This window comes from Pelagibacterium luteolum (genome assembly GCF_900100665.1).
GTDB lineage: Bacteria > Pseudomonadota > Alphaproteobacteria > Rhizobiales > Devosiaceae > Pelagibacterium > Pelagibacterium luteolum.
On the sequence record NZ_FNCS01000002.1, the window covers coordinates 281,438 to 299,252 of the forward strand.

At 58.3% G+C, this 17,815-nt stretch carries 21 protein-coding genes; 6 read left to right on the plus strand and 15 right to left on the minus strand.

All coding sequences use genetic code 11. The annotated features are described in order from the left end of the window. Positions 1-46: 46 nt before the first annotated feature. A complete protein-coding gene (locus BLR31_RS05405) occupies positions 47-580 on the plus strand; it encodes a DUF1214 domain-containing protein (protein WP_176762526.1) in 534 nt (177 codons plus the stop codon). Further along, positions 577-1,122 (plus strand): DUF1254 domain-containing protein, encoded by a 546-nt coding sequence (locus BLR31_RS05410; protein WP_090593092.1) that lies wholly within the window; start codon positions 577-579, stop codon positions 1,120-1,122. Before BLR31_RS05405 ends, BLR31_RS05410 begins: the two co-directional genes overlap by 4 nt. 9 nt (positions 1,123-1,131) lie before the next feature. On the opposite strand, the gene BLR31_RS05415 is transcribed toward BLR31_RS05410, so the two are convergent. Both BLR31_RS05415 and BLR31_RS21605 read right to left on the minus strand, forming a co-directional pair. Beyond that, positions 1,132-1,932: a hypothetical protein gene (locus tag BLR31_RS05415; RefSeq protein ID WP_090593093.1), complete on the minus strand. Its 801-nt coding sequence runs from the start codon at positions 1,930-1,932 to the stop codon at positions 1,132-1,134. A 32-nt stretch (positions 1,933-1,964) separates the two neighbouring features. Continuing rightward, on the minus strand, positions 1,965-2,135 hold the full coding sequence (locus tag BLR31_RS21605; RefSeq protein ID WP_176762527.1) for a hypothetical protein: 171 nt from the start codon (positions 2,133-2,135) through the stop codon (positions 1,965-1,967). Positions 2,136-2,297: 162 nt separating this feature from the next. Between BLR31_RS21605 and BLR31_RS05420 the strand changes: the two genes are divergently transcribed. Continuing rightward, positions 2,298-3,446: a DUF2336 domain-containing protein gene (locus BLR31_RS05420; RefSeq protein WP_090593095.1), complete on the plus strand. Its 1,149-nt coding sequence runs from the start codon at positions 2,298-2,300 to the stop codon at positions 3,444-3,446. A gap of 10 nt (positions 3,447-3,456) precedes the next feature. Here the strand turns inward: BLR31_RS05420 and BLR31_RS05425 are convergent, their stop codons facing one another. Genes BLR31_RS05425 through BLR31_RS05435 form a run of 3 tightly spaced genes read right to left on the minus strand, consistent with a single transcriptional unit; the run spans position 3,457 to position 6,542 of the window. Continuing rightward, a complete protein-coding gene (locus BLR31_RS05425; RefSeq protein WP_090593097.1) occupies positions 3,457-3,792 on the minus strand; it encodes a DUF1491 family protein in 336 nt (111 codons plus the stop codon). Positions 3,793-3,804: 12 nt separating this feature from the next. Then, positions 3,805-4,788 carry a peptidoglycan-binding domain-containing protein gene (locus tag BLR31_RS05430; protein ID WP_176762528.1) on the minus strand — a complete coding sequence of 328 codons (984 nt, stop codon included), beginning with the start codon at positions 4,786-4,788 and terminating at the stop codon, positions 3,805-3,807. Beyond that, a complete protein-coding gene (locus BLR31_RS05435) occupies positions 4,785-6,542 on the minus strand; it encodes a sensor histidine kinase (protein WP_090593102.1) in 1,758 nt (585 codons plus the stop codon). The genes BLR31_RS05430 and BLR31_RS05435 overlap by 4 nt, the downstream gene beginning before the upstream one ends. A 660-nt stretch (positions 6,543-7,202) precedes the next feature. Here BLR31_RS05435 and BLR31_RS05440 point away from each other — a divergent pair. Further along, on the plus strand, positions 7,203-7,634 hold the full coding sequence (locus BLR31_RS05440; RefSeq protein WP_090593104.1) for a SufE family protein: 432 nt from the start codon (positions 7,203-7,205) through the stop codon (positions 7,632-7,634). Here BLR31_RS05440 and BLR31_RS22300 read toward each other — a convergent pair. From BLR31_RS22300 to BLR31_RS05490, 10 genes are all read right to left on the minus strand, one after another. Then, positions 7,631-8,107, minus strand: a complete 477-nt coding sequence (locus BLR31_RS22300; RefSeq protein ID WP_425287214.1) for a DUF6456 domain-containing protein — start codon at positions 8,105-8,107, stop codon at positions 7,631-7,633. The two genes, BLR31_RS05440 and BLR31_RS22300, sit on opposite strands and share 4 nt — an antisense overlap. Next, complete coding sequence (locus BLR31_RS05450; RefSeq protein WP_090593116.1) at positions 8,097-8,495, minus strand: helix-turn-helix domain-containing protein; 399 nt, start codon at positions 8,493-8,495, stop codon at positions 8,097-8,099. Before BLR31_RS05450 ends, BLR31_RS22300 begins: the two co-directional genes overlap by 11 nt. Positions 8,496-8,640: 145 nt before the next feature. Further along, positions 8,641-9,060 carry a Ros/MucR family transcriptional regulator gene (locus BLR31_RS05455; RefSeq protein ID WP_090593119.1) on the minus strand — a complete coding sequence of 140 codons (420 nt, stop codon included), beginning with the start codon at positions 9,058-9,060 and terminating at the stop codon, positions 8,641-8,643. Positions 9,061-9,200: 140 nt separating this feature from the next. After that, positions 9,201-9,548, minus strand: a complete 348-nt coding sequence (gene mnhG / locus BLR31_RS05460; RefSeq protein WP_090593122.1) for a monovalent cation/H(+) antiporter subunit G — start codon at positions 9,546-9,548, stop codon at positions 9,201-9,203. Next, complete coding sequence (locus tag BLR31_RS05465) at positions 9,545-9,871, minus strand: cation:proton antiporter (RefSeq protein WP_425287215.1); 327 nt, start codon at positions 9,869-9,871, stop codon at positions 9,545-9,547. The genes mnhG and BLR31_RS05465 overlap by 4 nt, the downstream gene beginning before the upstream one ends. Further along, on the minus strand, positions 9,868-10,347 hold the full coding sequence (locus BLR31_RS05470; protein WP_090593124.1) for a Na+/H+ antiporter subunit E: 480 nt from the start codon (positions 10,345-10,347) through the stop codon (positions 9,868-9,870). The genes BLR31_RS05465 and BLR31_RS05470 overlap by 4 nt, the downstream gene beginning before the upstream one ends. Further along, positions 10,344-11,939, minus strand: coding sequence for a Na+/H+ antiporter subunit D (locus BLR31_RS05475; protein ID WP_090593127.1), 1,596 nt, complete (start codon positions 11,937-11,939; stop codon positions 10,344-10,346). Before BLR31_RS05475 ends, BLR31_RS05470 begins: the two co-directional genes overlap by 4 nt. A gap of 15 nt (positions 11,940-11,954) precedes the next feature. Continuing rightward, positions 11,955-12,332 carry a Na+/H+ antiporter subunit C gene (locus BLR31_RS05480; protein WP_090593130.1) on the minus strand — a complete coding sequence of 126 codons (378 nt, stop codon included), beginning with the start codon at positions 12,330-12,332 and terminating at the stop codon, positions 11,955-11,957. Next, on the minus strand, positions 12,332-12,754 hold the full coding sequence (locus tag BLR31_RS05485; protein WP_090593132.1) for a Na+/H+ antiporter subunit B: 423 nt from the start codon (positions 12,752-12,754) through the stop codon (positions 12,332-12,334). The genes BLR31_RS05480 and BLR31_RS05485 overlap by 1 nt, the downstream gene beginning before the upstream one ends. Then, a complete protein-coding gene (locus BLR31_RS05490) occupies positions 12,751-15,111 on the minus strand; it encodes a putative monovalent cation/H+ antiporter subunit A (RefSeq protein WP_244504952.1) in 2,361 nt (786 codons plus the stop codon). Before BLR31_RS05490 ends, BLR31_RS05485 begins: the two co-directional genes overlap by 4 nt. Positions 15,112-15,285: 174 nt before the next feature. Between BLR31_RS05490 and msrB the strand changes: the two genes are divergently transcribed. Continuing rightward, complete coding sequence (gene msrB, locus BLR31_RS05495; protein WP_425287216.1) at positions 15,286-15,690, plus strand: peptide-methionine (R)-S-oxide reductase MsrB; 405 nt, start codon at positions 15,286-15,288, stop codon at positions 15,688-15,690. A gap of 38 nt (positions 15,691-15,728) precedes the next feature. After that, positions 15,729-17,807 carry a S9 family peptidase gene (locus BLR31_RS05500; RefSeq protein WP_090593138.1) on the plus strand — a complete coding sequence of 693 codons (2,079 nt, stop codon included), beginning with the start codon at positions 15,729-15,731 and terminating at the stop codon, positions 17,805-17,807. Positions 17,808-17,815 lie beyond the last annotated feature (8 nt).

Sequence of the window (17,815 nt, forward strand, 5' to 3'; positions counted from 1 at the left end):
CGTCTTGGGGTTTCTCTTTCGATTGTTGCTGGGCCTAGCCGTCGCCATGTCCGTTGGATTTGGCGCCAGCTATTACGCCCTGACAGACGGTCGCCTTTTTGCCGCTGTCAGGATCGGCCCGTGGGCCGCGTGGCCCGATGTGGGACAGCCGCTTCCCAACCCCTACACGCGCGCCTATCTGGCACGGTCCGGCCAAATGCAACTGGGCTATGCGGAGGGCATCCGCTTTATGGCCCAGACCGATGATTCCGGCGCACCTTTGTTGGCCAACTGCACGTATCGCGTTGCTGGATTTGTTCCTGGTGCCAGCTTTTGGACGCTCGAGGCGGTCGACCTTGAGGGTGTCAATATCGCCGCATCACCCGATCTTATGGTGCTCCACAGCGAGCGTATTGCCCGAACTGGTGATGGCGCGATGAAGATAAATATCGGCCCAAGATTAGCGCCCGGCAATTGGCTGCCCATAGCGGGCGTGGGGGAGTTTTCGATCGCGCTGACGTTTTACGACGCTCTGGTGTTTTCCGGGGGGAACACCAGCATTGAACAGATGCCCTCTATCCAAATGGAGGACTGCGCATGACGCGAGCCCTCGTTTGGCTGATTGGGGGCCTTGTTCTCGGCGCCTTGATCCACATCGTCGTTATCCTGACCCTGCCAGGGTCAGCAACGCGGGATGTCTGGCATCAACTCGATGCCGTCGCACCTATCGAAACCACTATTGTCCTTGACGACATATTGCCGGGCGAGCCTAATCCCTTTGGTCTCGATCCAGAGCTGCTCTACGCGGTGTGCCGGCTCCAGCTCAACGACGGCCCGGGTATCGTCAATGGCAGTCTGCCGCTTACATTCTGGTCGGTATCAGTGTTCAATCCGCAAGGTCATGTGATCTACGCAACCACTAATCGTTCGGGCTCCGGTGCGGTTCTCGATATGGGGCTGTTCAACCCCGCACAAACCCGTCTCTTGGCGGAACAACGATTCGAGATCGAGGATGGATTGCTGATCGTGGAAGCCGGCGGCAACGATGTCGCGGTCGTCGTTCGACTCGCGCCTCCGCACCCTGACATGCGCGACCGTTATCGCGACGCGCTGGAGGGGCTTAGCTGCGAAACTATCCGCTGAGCCGCCAAGCTATTTTCTAATCGTCGGAATTTCGACCGGCGCTACGTACGTTTCGTATCGGGAGGGATGGCCGGAGTCCTTGAACACATTGCCGCCGGTGGCTGACAGGCAGAAGTCGCCTGCCTTAGCGCGCAGCACCCATGGCTCAAGCATTGCCAGTTGCGCATCGACGGCTCGGGCTTCTTCGTGCGGCGTTTCCACCAATAGTCGGTCGAGCGCCAGGGAATAGGATGTGTAGCGGTAGTCCAGCGCGCGCGTGAACCAGGCGATCTTTTCCTGATTTTCCCATTTCCGTGCGGCGACCTGTTCACGACCATCGGGGCGTCCTAGTGCCACGTTACCCACGGCGATCGCTCTTTGTCGATCGACCTCGATAACCCGGCAAATGGCCGCGAATGTCGTCGGCAGTGTTGCGATGTCGATGACGATGTCATTTTCGACCTTGCGATAGCGGACCCGCGACGACTGAAATTGCGTCGACCTGAGCGTAGCGTAGTAACGATCCGCCAGAAATTGCGTATCTACAGTGCCAGCCAGTCGGGTGCGCTGCCATTCGACAGCCGTATCGTAGAACCAGTCGCGGGTATGAGGGGCAATGAGGAAGCGCCAGACGCGATCGTGCATTTCGCGTTCCTGGTCAGTGAGATTGAAGTCCGAGACCGGCTCACCATCGGCCGCGGCCCGCGATGCGCCAATCGTGGGCAGAATTTCGTCGTGCAGAACGCTAGGCGCGGCGCGTCCAAAATCGCCCGTCGGCCGGGCACAACCGACCAGCAGCCCTGCGCACACAACAGCCAGTCCGACGACCAAGCCGCCGCGTGCCCTACTCCAATGCAATCTCTTCAGCCCTTGCGTCGCTTCTTGATCTTGTGACCCGGCTTGGTAATCACCTCGCTTGCGGCACGCTCATAGCGCACGCCGGTGAAAAGGATGACCTCTGCCGAGCCGGAACGATTTGGTGATCCGGGAATATATGTCGTCGCCTTGGGGCTGAACTTTAGCAGCATACCCATTGTTGGCCTCTTTGCTCCGACGGATCCCACTTGCCCCCAAGCCGGCACCATGCCGTTCGGATATCCGTCAGCGCCATTAAGAATTCATCAAGGTTAATAGTCCGCTAACGAATTGCGGCGAAGATCGGCTATCGACACCAATAGCAGTGATGAGTCGACCGAATGATCGGCTTCCAGCCATACGAGACGTTCCAATTGCTGATCGAAACCGGGGGGATCGAGCGCGCCAATACGCTGCTCGTGGCTGCGTGCGACGCCTACGCGCGTCGGTCCAAGCCATCACATACCGAGACCATTCAGTTCGAAGCTCTGGTCAAGCGGTTGTTCCCAACTGCTGCACCGACTGCCCGCGCCCGGGCAGCGACGATTCTCGCCAGTGCTCCAAGCCTTTCACCCGATCTGGAAACACTCGTTTTCGACAATCTCGGCAGCGGAATGCTTGCGCATCTGCAAAGTGCCCGAACGGTTTCCGAAGATGTCATGGTCCGCTTGATCGAAAAGGGCGATATCAACATCGTCGCAGCAATTGCTGCCCGGCCCGACCTCACCAATGGTGTTTTGGCCCGATTGTTTCCGGTTAATAGCCGGAAAGTCTACCGTGCTCTTGCCGCCAACACTGCGATTGCGCCAAGGGGCGCTTATCTCAGTGCCCTTACGCGTTCTGCCGAAATGGATCACGACGTCGCAACCCTCCTGGCGCGCCGTCCAGACTTCGATGCGGCCCTTCTGACATCGGTGTTTTTCGATCTGCCTGAAGATGGGCGGGTCAACGTCCTTAAGGCTTTTGCCAAGCGCAATCTGCCGCGCGCACCGATGATGCGGACATTTGAAGAAATCTCTATCGCCACAAATGAATTTACCGGCGCGCTGATGAAGCTCTATTCAGACAACCGGCGCCCCAAGGTTACGCGACTGATTCATCAGGTCACCGGCCTTGACGAAATTCGCTGCGGAGAGATCGCCCACGACACCAGCGGCGCTGCGTTGTTTGTCGTTTTGCGCGCTTTTGGATGCACGGGCTATGATGGGCTCAAGGTTCTGATCCATGCGACCAGCCATGATGCGGACCGGTCCAAGACACTTGCCAATTTCGCCCGGCTTTTCGAGGACGTCAGTGTTTCGGCAATGGTGTATGTGATGAGTTGCTGGCGCGGGGACGTGCGGCTATCGGAACTCACCAAGCCCGAATATGCTCCATTTGTGGTGCCCAGTGCGCGCACAGTGGACAAATCGAGCCAACGCAGCGGCTCGATTGGCGAACAGGCAATCGAAGCGCTGGACAAGCTCAAGTCCATCCGCAAGGCCAGCTGAACTCAACGCCTTAGACTACATCCACGCCAACGTCTGAGCCGCGAGAGTCGATCGAGATGATCCAGATGTCAGGATCGAATTCGACCTCCCGAGCGATCCGCTCGCGGATGTCGGCTGGATCGGCTCGATCGAAGCGTCGCTGGAAGAGGCGATCGCCGGTGGGCTCGTCCTGTGCCGCAGTCGATATCGGCGTTAAAAGTGTGGCGGTGCCATCCAGATGATCGATTTCGATCCATATCTGGCCGGCAATAGCGTCGCCGCGGCGCGCGATGACGCAGAGTTTGCCAAGATCATTGTGTCGCCGCACAAACGCGGCGCACCAGATATCGGAGCGCAATAGTTGCATCGCACCGATCCGCTAAAGGTAGGCACCGGCAGAGACCAGCATCTGCCGAAGGCTCTGGCTCACCTCGCCTGTGGGCGAGAAATTGTTAAATATCTGGAACTTGCGGATCGCGCGCGCAGTCGACTCGTCGGCAACCCCATTTACCGGCCCTTGCAGGAACCCCAGGCGTGAAAGGCCGCGTTGAATTTCGCTGACCAGGTCGCGATCAAGGGCGGCCGGTACCGAAGCGTCGGTCGAAGTGGGCATGACGTTGACGACCGGGTCCGGCGCGATATCGGCAACAAGACTGGTCTCTTGGGCCACGGGCTGTGCATCCTGCTGCATTTGCGCGAGGAGCGGCGCAACATCATTGGTATCTGGTGCCGCTGCAACCGGGGTGGGCGCAGGCGATACCGACGGGACCTGAGGCGCCGCAGCGGAGGTGGACAGTGGGGCATCGCGAACGGCCTGCAGAAGCTGCGGTGTTGCAGCACCAGTGCGCGGCAGATTAAAGCGCGCCTCGAATGCCCTGATGGCATCAGCCGTCTTGGGGCCGTAATACCCGTCGACCGTACCATCGAAGAAGCCCATGGCCTGGAGCTTCTCCTGCATGTCCGCGATATCCTGATTGCCGATCGAGGGCGCAGTCGGACCGTCTTGCTGGGTTGGCGCTGCGTCCGGCATTGGCTCAAAGCTCGCCGTCGGCATTGGCGCGGTTTCAGGGCGCGAGGGCACGGTCGTCGGCTCCACGACGACAGGAGCGATCGGTGCGGGCAAAGACGACGCCGCTGGAGCGCGATCGCTCACGATCCCAAACATCGGCGCGGGATGCCGTGTCTCCTGCAGATACAACGCGTTGGTCCCCGCCATGATCACAAGACCAGCCGTCAGGATGAGCCCCGTTGATGCGATGGGAGAGCGTAGAAAGTTCTCCGCGCTCCAATCCCACGAGCGACCGAGCAGACCGAGGGTTCCACTTCCGATTGCCATCGTTGCGCCAGCGATCGAATTGGTCATGACATTGCGCTTCTTTTTTCGTCGTTTTGCCATTTGTCTTCGTCCGTATCACGTCTGTCGCTGTCGAGGTGTTCGATCGTTGTCATTGCTCGGGAGGGGCTGGGGCCGTCGATAGGCAGCAGGACGGTCACCCGCGTTCCGACTCCCGGCTCTGATGCCACGTTCATTCTGCCATTGTGAAGGCTTACAAGTCCCTTGACGATCGATAGACCAAGACCCGTGCCTTCGTAGCGTCGCGCCAAACCATTCTGAGCCTGCAGGAAGGGCTCACCGATCCGTCGGATAGTCTCGGCTGGCATGCCGATGCCGTTGTCGCTAACGGAGATCGACAGCATCTTGCCATGGCGTTTCATGGCCAGCACCACCTCTCCATCGTCGTGACTGAACTTTATCGCGTTCGAGAGGAGGTTGATCATGATCTGTCGGCACGCCCGTTCGTCGCCCATAATGTGGGGGAGTTGTTCGGGAATACGTCCTACGACCGTGACATTGCGCTCGCGTGCCAAATTTTCGACCATCTGCAGGCAGGGGTCCACGAGACCCTGTGGCGCGAATGGCTCCGCCTGCAACTCGAATTTTCCCGCGTCGATCTTTGACATATCGAGCAACATATTCACCACCTCGAGCAGGTGGTGCCCGCTTTGGCGGATATGGCCAGCATAGTCCTGATGAGTGGGCGACAGCGCCCCGCCGATACCTTCGGCCATCATGTCGGAAAAGCCGACAATCGCATTGAGCGGTGTCCGCAGTTCGTGCCCAATCGTTGCGAGAAAGCGCGTTTTGGCATCGGACGCCTCTTCAGCCTCGGCGCGGGCGTTTCTAAGGTCGTTTTCCACCGCCTTTTGCGCGCTGATGTCGCGGAAGATACCGATGGCGGCGTCGCTTCCGTCGAGCCCCTCCGTTGTCGCAATCGACAGTTCCACCCATTTGTAGGCCGCGGTGTTGCCCCCGGCGCGGACACGGAGTTCGAGTCCCGTCCTGCCGCCCTTGCTCAACAGATCCGAGATCGCCTTGGCGTAATGTGGCCGGTCCTGAACGTGTATCTTTTCAAGAAGTCCGGAGCCGGTAAGCTCATATGCCTGCACGTTAAACAAGCCCGCAGCGGCACCCGAAATGTGGAGCGGTTTTCCGGAATGGTCATAGCGAACAATTGCGCCGACGAGGGACTCTAGCGCCAGTATCATCCTGTCGTCTGGCTTCCTGCGCTCTGTGCCATGGACCAACGCCATCGCCACGCAAGCAAGCAAGGAAGCACAAGCGCCGATCAGGGCGTAGCCGGTCGTCCAGGCGCTAGGTCCTGGCTGCCACGACAACGCAATCGCGAGGATCGCCGCAAGTATCGGCCATGACAGCAATACCCTTTTGCTGCGCTCGCCCTGCAGCACACCATAAAGTGCTGCGGCAGTGGCTATCGAGACCCCGGCCAATGCACCATCGCTCGTACCGACTGCGACGGAGAGCGCTCCAAGCACCAAACCTGTCTGGAGGGAAAGGATGGATGCGAAGACCTGACCGGCTTGGCGAATGAGGACCGAGGATCCGGCCACGCCCGCTATCGTCGCAACAATCGCAAATGCCGCTGGCTGTCCCAGCACAAGATCGCGCAAGGCGAGCGGTCCTGCACAAAGCAGGGCCATGACCGTCGCGGTTATCATCAGGGACTGACCCAGTTCCTGACCCGATTGCAGGCTCCGCCCACCCAAAAGGGCAGCAAATCGACCCGACAGGTCAAGAACGCTAAAACGGTTACGCATATACTGCTCAAAATTTCGACCGCGAAACGCAGCGGCCTTGGGTGGGGGCTTCCCGACGCTTGCCACACCCTTTCATTCAAGACCTAAGACACCCTTAAGTCACTGAGCGGTACCTGCGATTAGGACGGGGACGAGCGTTTGGAAGCGTCGGTTTCTGCAGGTAGCGTAAACAGAGTCTTGCCTAACGGGCGCATTCGCCGCGACAGCAAAATTGAATAAAATTTTCTGCAAATCCCCCACAGTTGCTTTAAGCGCGTCGGTTAGGTTGGACGTGTCGAAACCACTGCACAAGCGCCTGCCATGTTTATCGCACGCTCTGCCTTCTGGCTCACCGCCGCCTTTATCGTGATGGCTCCTTCCGCCGGCATGGACCTCGGGTCGTCTGCCCGGTCTACTGGCGAACAATTGGTGTCTCAGGGTTCGCAGGCAGCAGTCTCTCAACTCAATGCAGCTGAGTGCGCGACTTTTGAATGCTCCGTGGGTCGCAGTGTTCTGGTGGGTGCTCTAGGGCAGGTTTCTTCGGTAGAACCCACGGAAGCCAGCACTATTGCCGTCTCTACACGCGATGATGCTGGAGCACCTGTGCCACCGCGGCGACCAGATTGGGCATATTGAGCGGCACGGCTTTCCTTCCGGCGATGAACACCCTAAATAGTCGCCATGAGCACGACACCCGCCTTTGACGATATTGCTGAAAACCTTGCTTTCCTCGATGATTGGGAAGACCGATACCGCTACATAATCGAGCTTGGCCAGCAACTTGAGCCCATCGCCGAGCATGAGCGCACCGCTGAAAACAAGGTCCATGGTTGCGCCTCCCAAGTCTGGCTCGTCACCGATCACTCACACGGCGACGACGATACAGTTCTGCGTTTTCGCGGCGATTCGGATGCAATGATCGTCAAAGGGCTGGTTGCGATCGTCCTGGCCCTTTATTCGGGCCGCTCTGCAAAAGACATTGCCGCAACGGACGCACTTCCGATCCTAGACAGCGTGGGCCTGCGTGAACACCTTTCCACACAGCGGTCGAACGGGCTTGCGGCGATGGTCCAACGGGTCCGCGACGGCGCCCGAGCGGCGGCCAATCTCTAGCCGGCGTCGACCGGACGGGCTCCGGGTTGCATCCATGCGGCCATAGCTGCGCCCTCCGGTCCCTCAGTCTGGCTGGAAAACCCGAATGCCCTGGCACTTTCCTCGAGGCCAATGCGCAACACCAGTTTCGCACTTCGCCTCGGCCAGCTTCTCTCCTCTTCGATGTCCTGCAGACCCTTGTCGAAACAGCACGCGTCCAGAATGACCCCGCGACATTCATGAGGCATGGCGCAAAGAATTAACTCCAGCCGCTTTCTGGCATCGGCCGCAAAATCCGAAATGTCTGCGGTCGTTCCCCTCCCACCAATCCTTGGGCCATAGTGCATAGTGACCCGCGGCTGCAGCCGGCTGCGATCGAAAAGACTACGGATGCGCGCTGCCGACTCGACATGATGGGGCTGGAGATAGGATGCACCGTCGCGGGCCTGTCGCGCGAGTGCGGCGATGGTTGGGATATCGCAATCAATAACCATGACTTATCCCCCCGGCGACCGTATGTGCGCGGGCGCGGCTGGCGTGTCTGTTGTTTGCCACGCTGTCTTCCAAAGCCTGGATACGGCTATCAATCATGCGATCGTCACGGGAGTCCTCGATAAGCGCGCACGCGTGCGCGACGGTTGTTCTGTCGCGCCGGAAAAACTGGCCCACCTGCGTCATGGTCAGCCCTGAGAGGACATGACAGAGATACATCGCAAGCTGGCGTGCCTGGGCGGTCTTCACCCCGCACCGCGACGCGGCAAAGAACGCGTCCGGATCAATGCCGGTATCGTGAGCAACTATCGCTACGATCCTCCGGCACCGTGCAGATTGTTCTATTGTCAGGCCCGGCTTACGACCGGATTTGGAAAGTTTCGACGCCATAGGACCACCATCGCATATATAGGATATAATTCCTATAATGCTGTTAGGGTGGTGCGGGGATAAGTTACGCCGCGACGATCGCAGAAACAAAAAGGGCCGCTCAAAGCGACCCTTTCTAAAACCTTAAATGGACGAGCTTACCAAGCTACGCCTTGCGACCGAGACCGTTGTCCTTGGCCAGCTTCGAACGGGTCGCCGAGTAAGACGGAGCAACCATCGGATAGTCAGCGGGCAATCCCCACTTTTCACGATATTCTTCTGGCGACAGATTGTAATGTGTCCGGAGATGGCGCTTCAGCGACTTGAACTTCTTTCCGTCCTCAAGACAGACGATGTAGTCCGAGGTCACAGACTTCCGGACAGGAACGGCAGGCTTTTTCTCTTCGATAGTCGCTGCGACCTCTTCCACGTCCAACCCTTTAAGGGCGGCATGAACGTCCGCGATCAGTTTAGGCAAATCGGTGGGACTAATCGCATTATGGCTGACGTAAGCCGCAACGATGTCAGTGCTGAATTCGATCAGGTCGTGAGGGACCTTGTTCTCCGTAGTGACCGGAGCGCTCATAGCGCATCCCTTCTCATATTTGAAAGCTAAAATTCGTATTACCGAGCTCGGCAAAAGTTCACTATCGGTGAAATACTGTTAATTCGCCGATTTGGCAACAGTCGGCGTACAACTTGTCAAAATTTGGAACGCCTCAAACTTTACTTAAGCTTCTTGTCGTTTTGCTCAATATCATCGATCCCAAAGCCTGCTTTCGGCCTGTAGCCCGCGATATATGAGGCACGTGCCAAGAGATGCGCTGAAATTGGCGCCGTAAGCATAAAAAACACGATGCCCAACAGCGCGCGTAGTATCACTGCCCCGTCGAAGCTCACAAGTGCAATTGCCAGAAGAGGTAGCCCCGATCCGACCGTACCAGCCTTAGATGCTGAATGCATCCGCGTGTAGAGATCAGGTAACCGCACGATGCCGAAGGCCGCAACGAGGCTAAATACCGCACCCACCACCAGCATAATAGCAGCAAGATAGTACATAAGATCTATGATCATTCCCTAGCCTCTTCGCGGTGTTGCTCTAGGGCCGCCTGCTTTATTTCCCAACGCTGGAGGACAAACCTGGCGAACGCCACAGTCGACAAAAAGCCGACCAAGCCAAGCGCAATTGCGATGTCGAGGTAGAGCGTAAAACCGGTTCGCAAGGCAATAACGACGATATAGCCGATGGCAACGGCGATAAGCAGGTCGAGCGCGAGAATGCGATCCGGGAGAGTTGGCCCCACGATGATGCGATAAATTGTCACAAGAAAAGCCAGGGTCAAAATACCCAGCGATATCGTAGTGGCGAAATGAAGAACTTCCGGTCCGGACATCATTCGAAGACCTCCATGACCCGCGCTTCAAACCCGTGCTTTATCGATGCAATTAGTTCATCGCGATCGGTCATTTCCAAAACGTGGATATAAAGCGTCGACCGATCCTCCGAGACATCAACGCTCAAGGTCCCCGGCGTCAATGTGATAAGATTGGCCAGTAGCGTAATCTGGCCATCGGTCTTGACTGTCAGCGGGTATGCGATGATCGCAGGAGCCAGGCGACGACTCATATCGGGAGACAGAACGAGGACTGCTACGCGCCAGGCCGATAGCGCTAGTTCATAGATGAAAAGGGCGGCGAGCGAGAGAAATCGACCAAGGCGGCGCAATACGAATGGACGGTCTACGCGCTCGCGGATGAACAGGACCGCAATGGCCGCGATGAACGCACCGAGAAGGATATTGGGAACCGTAAAGCTGCCGGTGACGGCAGCCCATACGAAGGCAAGACTGACAACGAGAAACAGGAAGATCATTGCCGGTCCTCCGCGTGAGCAAACACAGCATCGACATAACGATCTGGCAAGAGCATGTCGCGTGCCGCGATACCAGAGGCTTCGAAAAGCCAGTTGGGAAAGAGGCCAAATACCAGAATGATCGCCATCAAAATCATCGTCGGCAAAAACCCAAACCAGTTTTCCGTTCGGTCGAGTTTTTGGAGGCCCACGGGCGCCTGCTCTGATCTTTCGCCCTCAACCCCATTGCGCCAGAATATGTGCGCCCACAACCGACTCGCCGCGATCAGGGTCAAGAAGGAATTGATCAGAATGGCGGCAACGAGCCACCAGTTTTCCGCACGAACGCCGCCTTCCACCAGCAAGATCTTTGGCCAGAGGCCGAGGAACGGCGGCAGCCCTGAAATGAGGAAAATCATGATGAGAAAGAGGATCGAGAGCGGCGCATTTGCCGCGTACAGTCCGCCCATCTTTCGCGTGTCTGTTGTACCAGTCGAACGCTCGATCAAACCAGCCAGCAGGTAGAACGCAGTGATCGCGAGCATTGAATGGAAGGCGTAAAAGATCGCGCCGCCGATGCCATGATGGCTTGCAAGTGCGAAACCTGCGAAAATCGCGCCGATGCCGCCGATCACCAGAAATCCGATGGCGCGACGCAGGTTCGTTTGGGCCATGGCCCCGAGGGGGCCGAGAATCAATGAGCCGATGGCGATAAGGACGATCACCGGCTGTAGCTGCGCTCCACCCTCGGGCAGCGCCATGGTGAGCACCCTTATGACGGCGTAGGCGCCGACCTTCGTCAACAGCCCGCCAAAGATCGCGGACACCGAGACCGCAGGCGTGTGGTAGGAGGCCGGCAACCATGCGTTGCCGGGGAATGCCGCGGCCTTGACCCCGAACGCCAGGAGGAACAACAACGAGACGGTGATCAGCGGCCCGGTGGGTATGTCGGCGCCCTTGTCGACCAGATCAGCGAAGTTGAGCGTGCCGGTGAGGCCGTAAAGGTATGCCACTGTTATCAGGAACAGTGTCGTCGCGAGGAAATTGAGAAAGCCGTACTTGATTGCGCCGTCAAGCTGGAGCTTGCGTCCACCCAGGATCAACATGCCGAACGAGGCGATCAGCATCACTTCGAACCAGACATAGAGATTGAAGATGTCGCCGGTCAGAAACGACCCGCTTACACCGCAGAGCAGCAGAAGCAGCATCGGGTAGAACCCGAATTTGTGTTCACGGTCGGTCAGCTCGGTCTGGGCGTAAAAGGCAACAACGAGAGCAGCAATCGACGCGGCAAGCGAGAAAATGGCGCTCGTCATATCGGCCGCGAAGGTGATGCCGAAGGGCGGCAACCATCGCCCCATGGTCATCGCAAGCGGCCCGGATTCAATCACCCTCGCGAGAAGATAAAGGTTCGACAAAAGGATGGCAGTGATCACCGCAACCGCGAAAGCCAATTGCATATGGCGATAGTTGCGCAACATCACCAAAAGCCCTGCCCCGGTCAATGCAAGCGCCACGGGCCACACCACCACCCAATCGGCAGCAGGCGTCGCGGCGTCGATCAGGGCCGGCGGCAGATTTAAGGCGTCATAGGAGGTGGTGGCGGTCGCCATGGTATTTGTTTCGGCCTAGTAGCTGAGGGGTGGGCGTGGCGCGTCTTCGGGCTCTGCCAGTCGCATATTGTCAGTATTGTCGGCATCGAGCTCCTGATAGGCGCGATAGCCGAGGACAAGCAGGAAAGACAGGAGCGCAAAACCGATGACGATGGCCGTCAGGATCAGTGCCTGCGGCAAAGGGTTTGCGGAGCCTTCGATCGGCAGATATTCACCGGCAGCCACAATGGGCGGGATTTCCGGGGTCAGCCGACCGACGGTAAAAATCAGAAGATTGACTGCATTGCCAAGGATCGCCACGCCCAAAAGCATGCGGATGATCGCCTTGGACAACAGAAGATAAACCGCAGCGGCGACGAAAAGGCCGATTAGTCCGGCGAGTGCAACTTCCATCAGTCACCTCCCTCATCGGCTTCGAGTGCAAGCGCGATCGTGCCCACGGCACCCACCACGACGGCATAAACGCCGAGATCGAATATCAGCGGCGTGGAGAGGGCGACCTCGGAGCCATCGAAATCAAATATCCACCAAAGGCCGGTGAGGAAGGGAACATCGAATGCCAATGATATAAATCCCGAGATCGCTGCCATGACCACGCCGAAACCTGCAAGGGTAATCGGGTGAACTTTCAGAGCCTTGCGAGTCTCTTCGACACCCATAGCGATGCCATAAATCGCCAGTGCAGAGGCGCCGATAAGCCCGCCGATAAATCCGCCTCCGGGCTCGTTATGTCCACGCAGAAGCACAAAAACCGAAAACACCAGCATCAACGCGGCAAGTATCGGCGCTGCTGTGCGGAAGATCACGGTATTCATGCTGCGCGCCCCTTCTGCTGTTTTCTGGCAGTCGCGAGCGGAGAGGCTCTCAGCCGGATGAGCGCCAGAATGGCAAGCCCGGCCGCCATGACGACCGAAATCTCTCCGAGCGTATCGATAGCGCGATAGTCGACGAGAATGACGTTGACGATGTTACGACCGTGCGCAATGGGCACGCTCGTCTGCCGGAAAAGCTCGGTCAAACTCAGGTCGAGTTCGGTCTGAAGGACGACAAGCAGCACCATCATGATGCCCGCGCCGACAGCTAGCGCAACGGCGCCATCGCGCAACGCGGTTTCGAGATCGCGATGATCGACCTGGTCGAGATGCAGTCGCGTCATCACCAAGGCGAGGATGATCACGGTCAGCGTTTCGACCATGAACTGGGTGAAGCTGAGATCGGGTGCGCCGAACAGCATGAATATCAACGCTACCGCAAAGCCTTGGATGCCGAGAGCCGCGATGGCGGTAAGACGAGTCCGCGCGAGGAGAACGGTCGCCAGCCCGATGGCCGCGATCCCGATCGCACCCCACTCGTAGAAGTTCAGGATGGGCATATCCGGCACAGGTGGCAGGCTGCTTGTCATGATCAGCGGCACAAAGAGCGCAGCCGCAAGCAATACAAAGAAGAGGAGAATATACCATTCGAGACGCCCGTGGTGCAGCGCTCCGGTAATCCGATGAGCCAAGCGAATGGCCCCGAACATCGCCGCGTCGAAGCCTTGGTCAAATGTCCAGCCGATGGCTTCGCCGGTCCGGCGCAAGCCGTTTCGAACCTGGTCGGCTTTCCAGAACATTACAGCGCCCAGCACCCATGTGGCGATGGAAGCCCATACCGCCGGGTTCGCAAGATCGAAGCCGAGATAGATGCTGGCATCCACGAGATTGTTGTAAATTGAAGACCCTGTGGGGTTGAGAACGGACGCATTGATCCATGGTGTAAACAGGCCAGCGACGACACCGAGCACGGCAAGTACGACCGGACCGACGAGCAGTCCGAGCGATCCTTCGTGCGGAGCGTGCGGCGTATCGGCCACGGGCCCGAGAAAGGGTTTGAAGGCGATGATCAGCCCCACCACCATCATCATTGCGTTGCCGAGGATGAGGACGGCCAGAAACAGCAGATCGGGCCATAGACCCTGCGTCATCGCGAGGTACATTTCCTCCTTGGCCAAAAAGCCGATGGCAATGGGGAAGCCGGCCATGGAGATGGCGGCAAGGACCGCAGCGATAAAGGTCACTGGCATGGCTTCACGCAGTCCGCTCAGTATTCTGATGTCGCGCGTGCCGGTACCGTGATCGATCACCCCAGCAATCATGAACATGGCACCCTTGAACAACGAGTGCGCGCAGAGATAGAGGATCGCGCCGAGAATGGCCTCCTTGGTGCCAAAACCGATGAGGAGCACCAGCAGACCCAGCGAACCGAGGGTCGTGTAGGCAAGCATCTGCTTGAGGTCGGTTTGCCGGACCGCCAGAGCAGCGCCCATAAGTAGTGTCACGCCCCCCACCACGGTCAGTATCCAGAACCACTGGTCTGTTCCGCCCAGAACTGGGTTCATGCGTGCCAGCAGATAGACGCCAGCCTTCACCATGGTTGCCGAATGGAGATAAGCGGAAACCGGCGTAGGCGCTTCCATGGCATTGGGCAGCCAGAAATGGAGCGGCACCTGAGCCGATTTCGCAAAGGCGCCGGCCAGAACCAGACCAAGCGCGGCGAAATAAAGCGGGCTTTGCTGCACCACCCCTGCCGTCGTCAGCATTCCAGTGAGGCTGTTCTGACCGGTGATCAGCGTCAGAAGGATCAGGCCGGCCAGAAGCGCAAGTCCGCCGCCTCCAGTCACGACCAGCGCCTGGATCGCCGCGCGGCGTGCAGCCTGGCGCGTGTGATCGAACCCGATCAAAAGGAACGAGGTGATCGAGGTCAGTTCCCAGAACACAAACAGCGTGAATACGTTATCAGCTAGGACCAGCCCGAGCATCGACCCCATGAACATGAGCATGTAGGAAAAGAACCGGCCCTGATGCGGGTGGCCAGCCAGATAGGCTCCGGAATAGATGACGATAAACGTCCCAATGCCTGAGATCAGCAGGCCAAAGACCAGGCTGAGGCCATCGACAAAGAACGAAAAGCTGATGCCGTAGGACGGTATCCAGTCAAGGCCGACGCGGATGACCGACAGGTCGGTTATCGTCGGAATAAAGCCCACGAAGCTTATAAAGATCGCAGCGGGAACTATAGCGAGAACCCAACCCGCCAGCCCGCCGGCGAAAGACTTGACCCAAGGCGCAAGCGCCGCGACCAGGAATGGCGCGACGGCGATCAATGCGATTGAGATATCAAGGCTTGGTCCCAAGCGATCCCCCGAGCACTCTGCTCTCGCTAATCGAGAGAATCAGTTGCCAAACACTAGCGTTCCCGCCGGACAGCACAACAAAAACCGGCGGGCAGGAACACGTGATGATTGGTAAAGTTGTGATCAACACATCATAATTGGTCCGCACGACCAGATTGTGCCTTGAGCATGGAGTTGACCATCGCCGACCACAACGGAAAAACAAACGTTCATTGGCGCGATAAATTGACGCCTGAGCAGTACCATGTGACGCGAGAACACGGGACCGAGCGGGCATTTTCACACCCGCTCAATCTCGAGAAACGCGCCGGTACATACTACTGTGTTTGCTGTGGGGCTGCCTTGTTTACCTCACACGCGAAATTCGACTCCGGCTCGGGGTGGCCCAGCTTCTTCGAGCCAATTTCCGACGAAGCGGTCAAGGAAGTGGATGATCGCAGCCACTTCATGCGCCGAACCGAAATCCTATGTGCCAATTGCGATGCCCATCTCGGCCACGTCGTCCCCGCTGGACCGGCGCCCACCGGCCTGCGCTATTGCACCAACGGGCTTGCGCTCGACTTCAAGCCGGAAGAATAGTGCCCGCCACCCCGAGCAGACCAACGCCAGGATAGATCATGACAGATATCGCGCTCCCCTTCGCTGCGCCACGCCCTCAGTCGGACACCAGACACGGCATTGTCCGCCACGATCCCTACACCTGGTTGCGGGCCGACAATTGGCGCGAGGTTATGGCCGATCCTACGGTTCTACCAGACGATATCCGCAGCTATCTCGAGGCCGAGAATGCATGGTACGAGGGCCAGTTCGGCACCCCCACAAAAGACCTCCAGGACAAGATTTATAAGGAGGTGCGCGGTCGCATAAAGGAGGACGACAGCTCGGTGCCTGCCCCTGACGGCCCGTTTGCCTATTACAGCCGGACGCGAGAGGGCGACCAATATCCGCTCATCTGCCGGACAGAACGGCAGGGCGGTTCGGAAACGGTCTTGCTCGACTGCAACGCGGAGGCCGGCGAGGGATATTTCGGCTTTGGTGGGGCCGAGCATTCGCCGTGCCACACCATGATTGCCTGGGCCGCGGACCGCAACGGCTCGGAATACTATACAATTGCCTTGCGCGACGCAGCGACCGGCGAAGATCGTGACGAGCGCATTGAAAAGGCTGGCAGCGGCGCAACCTGGGCCAAGGACAGCAAGTCATTTTATTATGTCGAACTCGATGACAACCACCGCCCCTTCCGTGTCCGCCAACACGTTCTAGGCACGGCTCAGGTTGATGACCGCATTGTTTACGAAGAAAAGGACGCCGGGTTTTTCGTCGGCGTCGGGGATACACAGTCGCGCCGCTTCATCGTCATTTCGGCTCATGATCATCAAACCTCCGAAGTCTGGCTGATCGACGCAGAGCACGGTGGCGAGCCCTTTTGTGTCGAGCCGCGGCATGAAAATACTGAGTATTCCGTCGAAGAACGTGACGGTGAGCTTTATATCCTCACCAATGATGAAGGGGCTGAGGATTTCAAGATCGTCACGGCGCCGGTCGATGCTCCCGGCCAGGCTAATTGGGCCGACCTTGTTCCCCATGAGGAAGGCACGCTGATCCTGGACATCGAAGTTTTGGCCAACCACCTCATTCGTCTTGAACGCAAGGACGGGTTGCCGCGGATCGTCGTGCGGGATTTGCGCGATGGCAGAGAAGAAACAATCGCGTTTCCCGAGGAAGCCTACTCCTTGGGACTCGCCGGCGGGTACGAGTTCGATACGGCGACGATCCGTTTCAGTTATTCCTCCCCCACCACTCCGGCCCAGGTCTTCGACATGAACCTCGAAACCGGCGAACGCCTATTGCGCAAGCAGCAGGAAGTGCCATCAGGCCACGACCCTGCGCTCTACGAAACTCGTCGTCTTTTCGCTACAGCGCCGGATGGTGAAGAGGTGCCGGTGACCGTACTCTACCGCAAGGGCCTCGAGTTGGACGGCACGGCGCCGTGCCTTCTTTACGGATACGGCGCCTATGGGCATGCCATGCCGGCGGGTTTTTCGGTCTCGGTGCTTTCATTGGTCGATCGCGGTTTTGTTTACGCGATTGCCCATATACGCGGCGGCATGGAAAAGGGCTACAAATGGTACAAGACGGGTCGCGCCGAACATAAAACCAATACGTTTTCCGACTTCATTGCCGCCGGCGAAATGCTTATCGAAAAAGGCTATACGGCCAAGGGTAAGATCGTGGCTGAAGGGGGGTCTGCTGGCGGGATGCTCATGGGCGCGATCGCGAATATGCGACCGGACCTATGGGGTGGCGTCATCGCCGTCGTGCCGTTCGTTGACGTCCTCAATACCATGCTGGACGACACGCTTCCGCTGACCCCGCCTGAGTGGCCCGAATGGGGCAATCCGATCACGTCCACAGAGGACTACAATCGCATCGCCAGCTATTCACCCTATGACAACGTGGCGGCAAAGGATTATCCGCCGATCCTAGCGCTCGCAGGACTCACCGATCCGCGCGTCACATATTGGGAGCCAGCCAAGTGGGTGGCCAAGCTGCGCGCAACCAAGACCGACGGCAATGCATTGTACCTGCGCACCAACATGGGCGCCGGACACGGCGGCGCGTCTGGCCGTTTCGAACGGATCAAGGAAGCCGCTATTACGTACGCCTTTGCGCTGCGATGCGTTGGTTTAGCATAAGTTTTCCC

What these genes read in the sequence shown, in the direction of transcription:
- BLR31_RS05405 (WP_176762526.1), top strand. Translation starts at nt 47, where the DNA reads ATGTCCGTTGGATTTGGCGCCAGCTATTACGCCCTGACAGACGGTCGC.
- BLR31_RS05410 (WP_090593092.1), top strand. Translation starts at nt 577, where the DNA reads ATGACGCGAGCCCTCGTTTGGCTGATTGGGGGCCTTGTTCTCGGCGCC.
- BLR31_RS21605 (WP_176762527.1), bottom strand. Translation starts at nt 2,135, where the DNA reads ATGGGTATGCTGCTAAAGTTCAGCCCCAAGGCGACGACATATATTCCC.
- BLR31_RS05420 (WP_090593095.1), top strand. Translation starts at nt 2,298, where the DNA reads ATGATCGGCTTCCAGCCATACGAGACGTTCCAATTGCTGATCGAAACC.
- BLR31_RS05425 (WP_090593097.1), bottom strand. Translation starts at nt 3,792, where the DNA reads ATGCAACTATTGCGCTCCGATATCTGGTGCGCCGCGTTTGTGCGGCGA.
- BLR31_RS05430 (WP_176762528.1), bottom strand. Translation starts at nt 4,788, where the DNA reads ATGACCAATTCGATCGCTGGCGCAACGATGGCAATCGGAAGTGGAACC.
- BLR31_RS05435 (WP_090593102.1), bottom strand. Translation starts at nt 6,542, where the DNA reads ATGCGTAACCGTTTTAGCGTTCTTGACCTGTCGGGTCGATTTGCTGCC.
- BLR31_RS05440 (WP_090593104.1), top strand. Translation starts at nt 7,203, where the DNA reads ATGAGCACGACACCCGCCTTTGACGATATTGCTGAAAACCTTGCTTTC.
- BLR31_RS22300 (WP_425287214.1), bottom strand. Translation starts at nt 8,107, where the DNA reads ATGGTTATTGATTGCGATATCCCAACCATCGCCGCACTCGCGCGACAG.
- BLR31_RS05450 (WP_090593116.1), bottom strand. Translation starts at nt 8,495, where the DNA reads ATGGCGTCGAAACTTTCCAAATCCGGTCGTAAGCCGGGCCTGACAATA.
- BLR31_RS05455 (WP_090593119.1), bottom strand. Translation starts at nt 9,060, where the DNA reads ATGAGCGCTCCGGTCACTACGGAGAACAAGGTCCCTCACGACCTGATC.
- mnhG (WP_090593122.1), bottom strand. Translation starts at nt 9,548, where the DNA reads ATGATCATAGATCTTATGTACTATCTTGCTGCTATTATGCTGGTGGTG.
- BLR31_RS05465 (WP_425287215.1), bottom strand. Translation starts at nt 9,871, where the DNA reads ATGATGTCCGGACCGGAAGTTCTTCATTTCGCCACTACGATATCGCTG.
- BLR31_RS05470 (WP_090593124.1), bottom strand. Translation starts at nt 10,347, where the DNA reads ATGATCTTCCTGTTTCTCGTTGTCAGTCTTGCCTTCGTATGGGCTGCC.
- BLR31_RS05475 (WP_090593127.1), bottom strand. Translation starts at nt 11,939, where the DNA reads ATGGCGACCGCCACCACCTCCTATGACGCCTTAAATCTGCCGCCGGCC.
- BLR31_RS05480 (WP_090593130.1), bottom strand. Translation starts at nt 12,332, where the DNA reads ATGGAAGTTGCACTCGCCGGACTAATCGGCCTTTTCGTCGCCGCTGCG.
- BLR31_RS05485 (WP_090593132.1), bottom strand. Translation starts at nt 12,754, where the DNA reads ATGAATACCGTGATCTTCCGCACAGCAGCGCCGATACTTGCCGCGTTG.
- BLR31_RS05500 (WP_090593138.1), top strand. Translation starts at nt 15,729, where the DNA reads ATGACAGATATCGCGCTCCCCTTCGCTGCGCCACGCCCTCAGTCGGAC.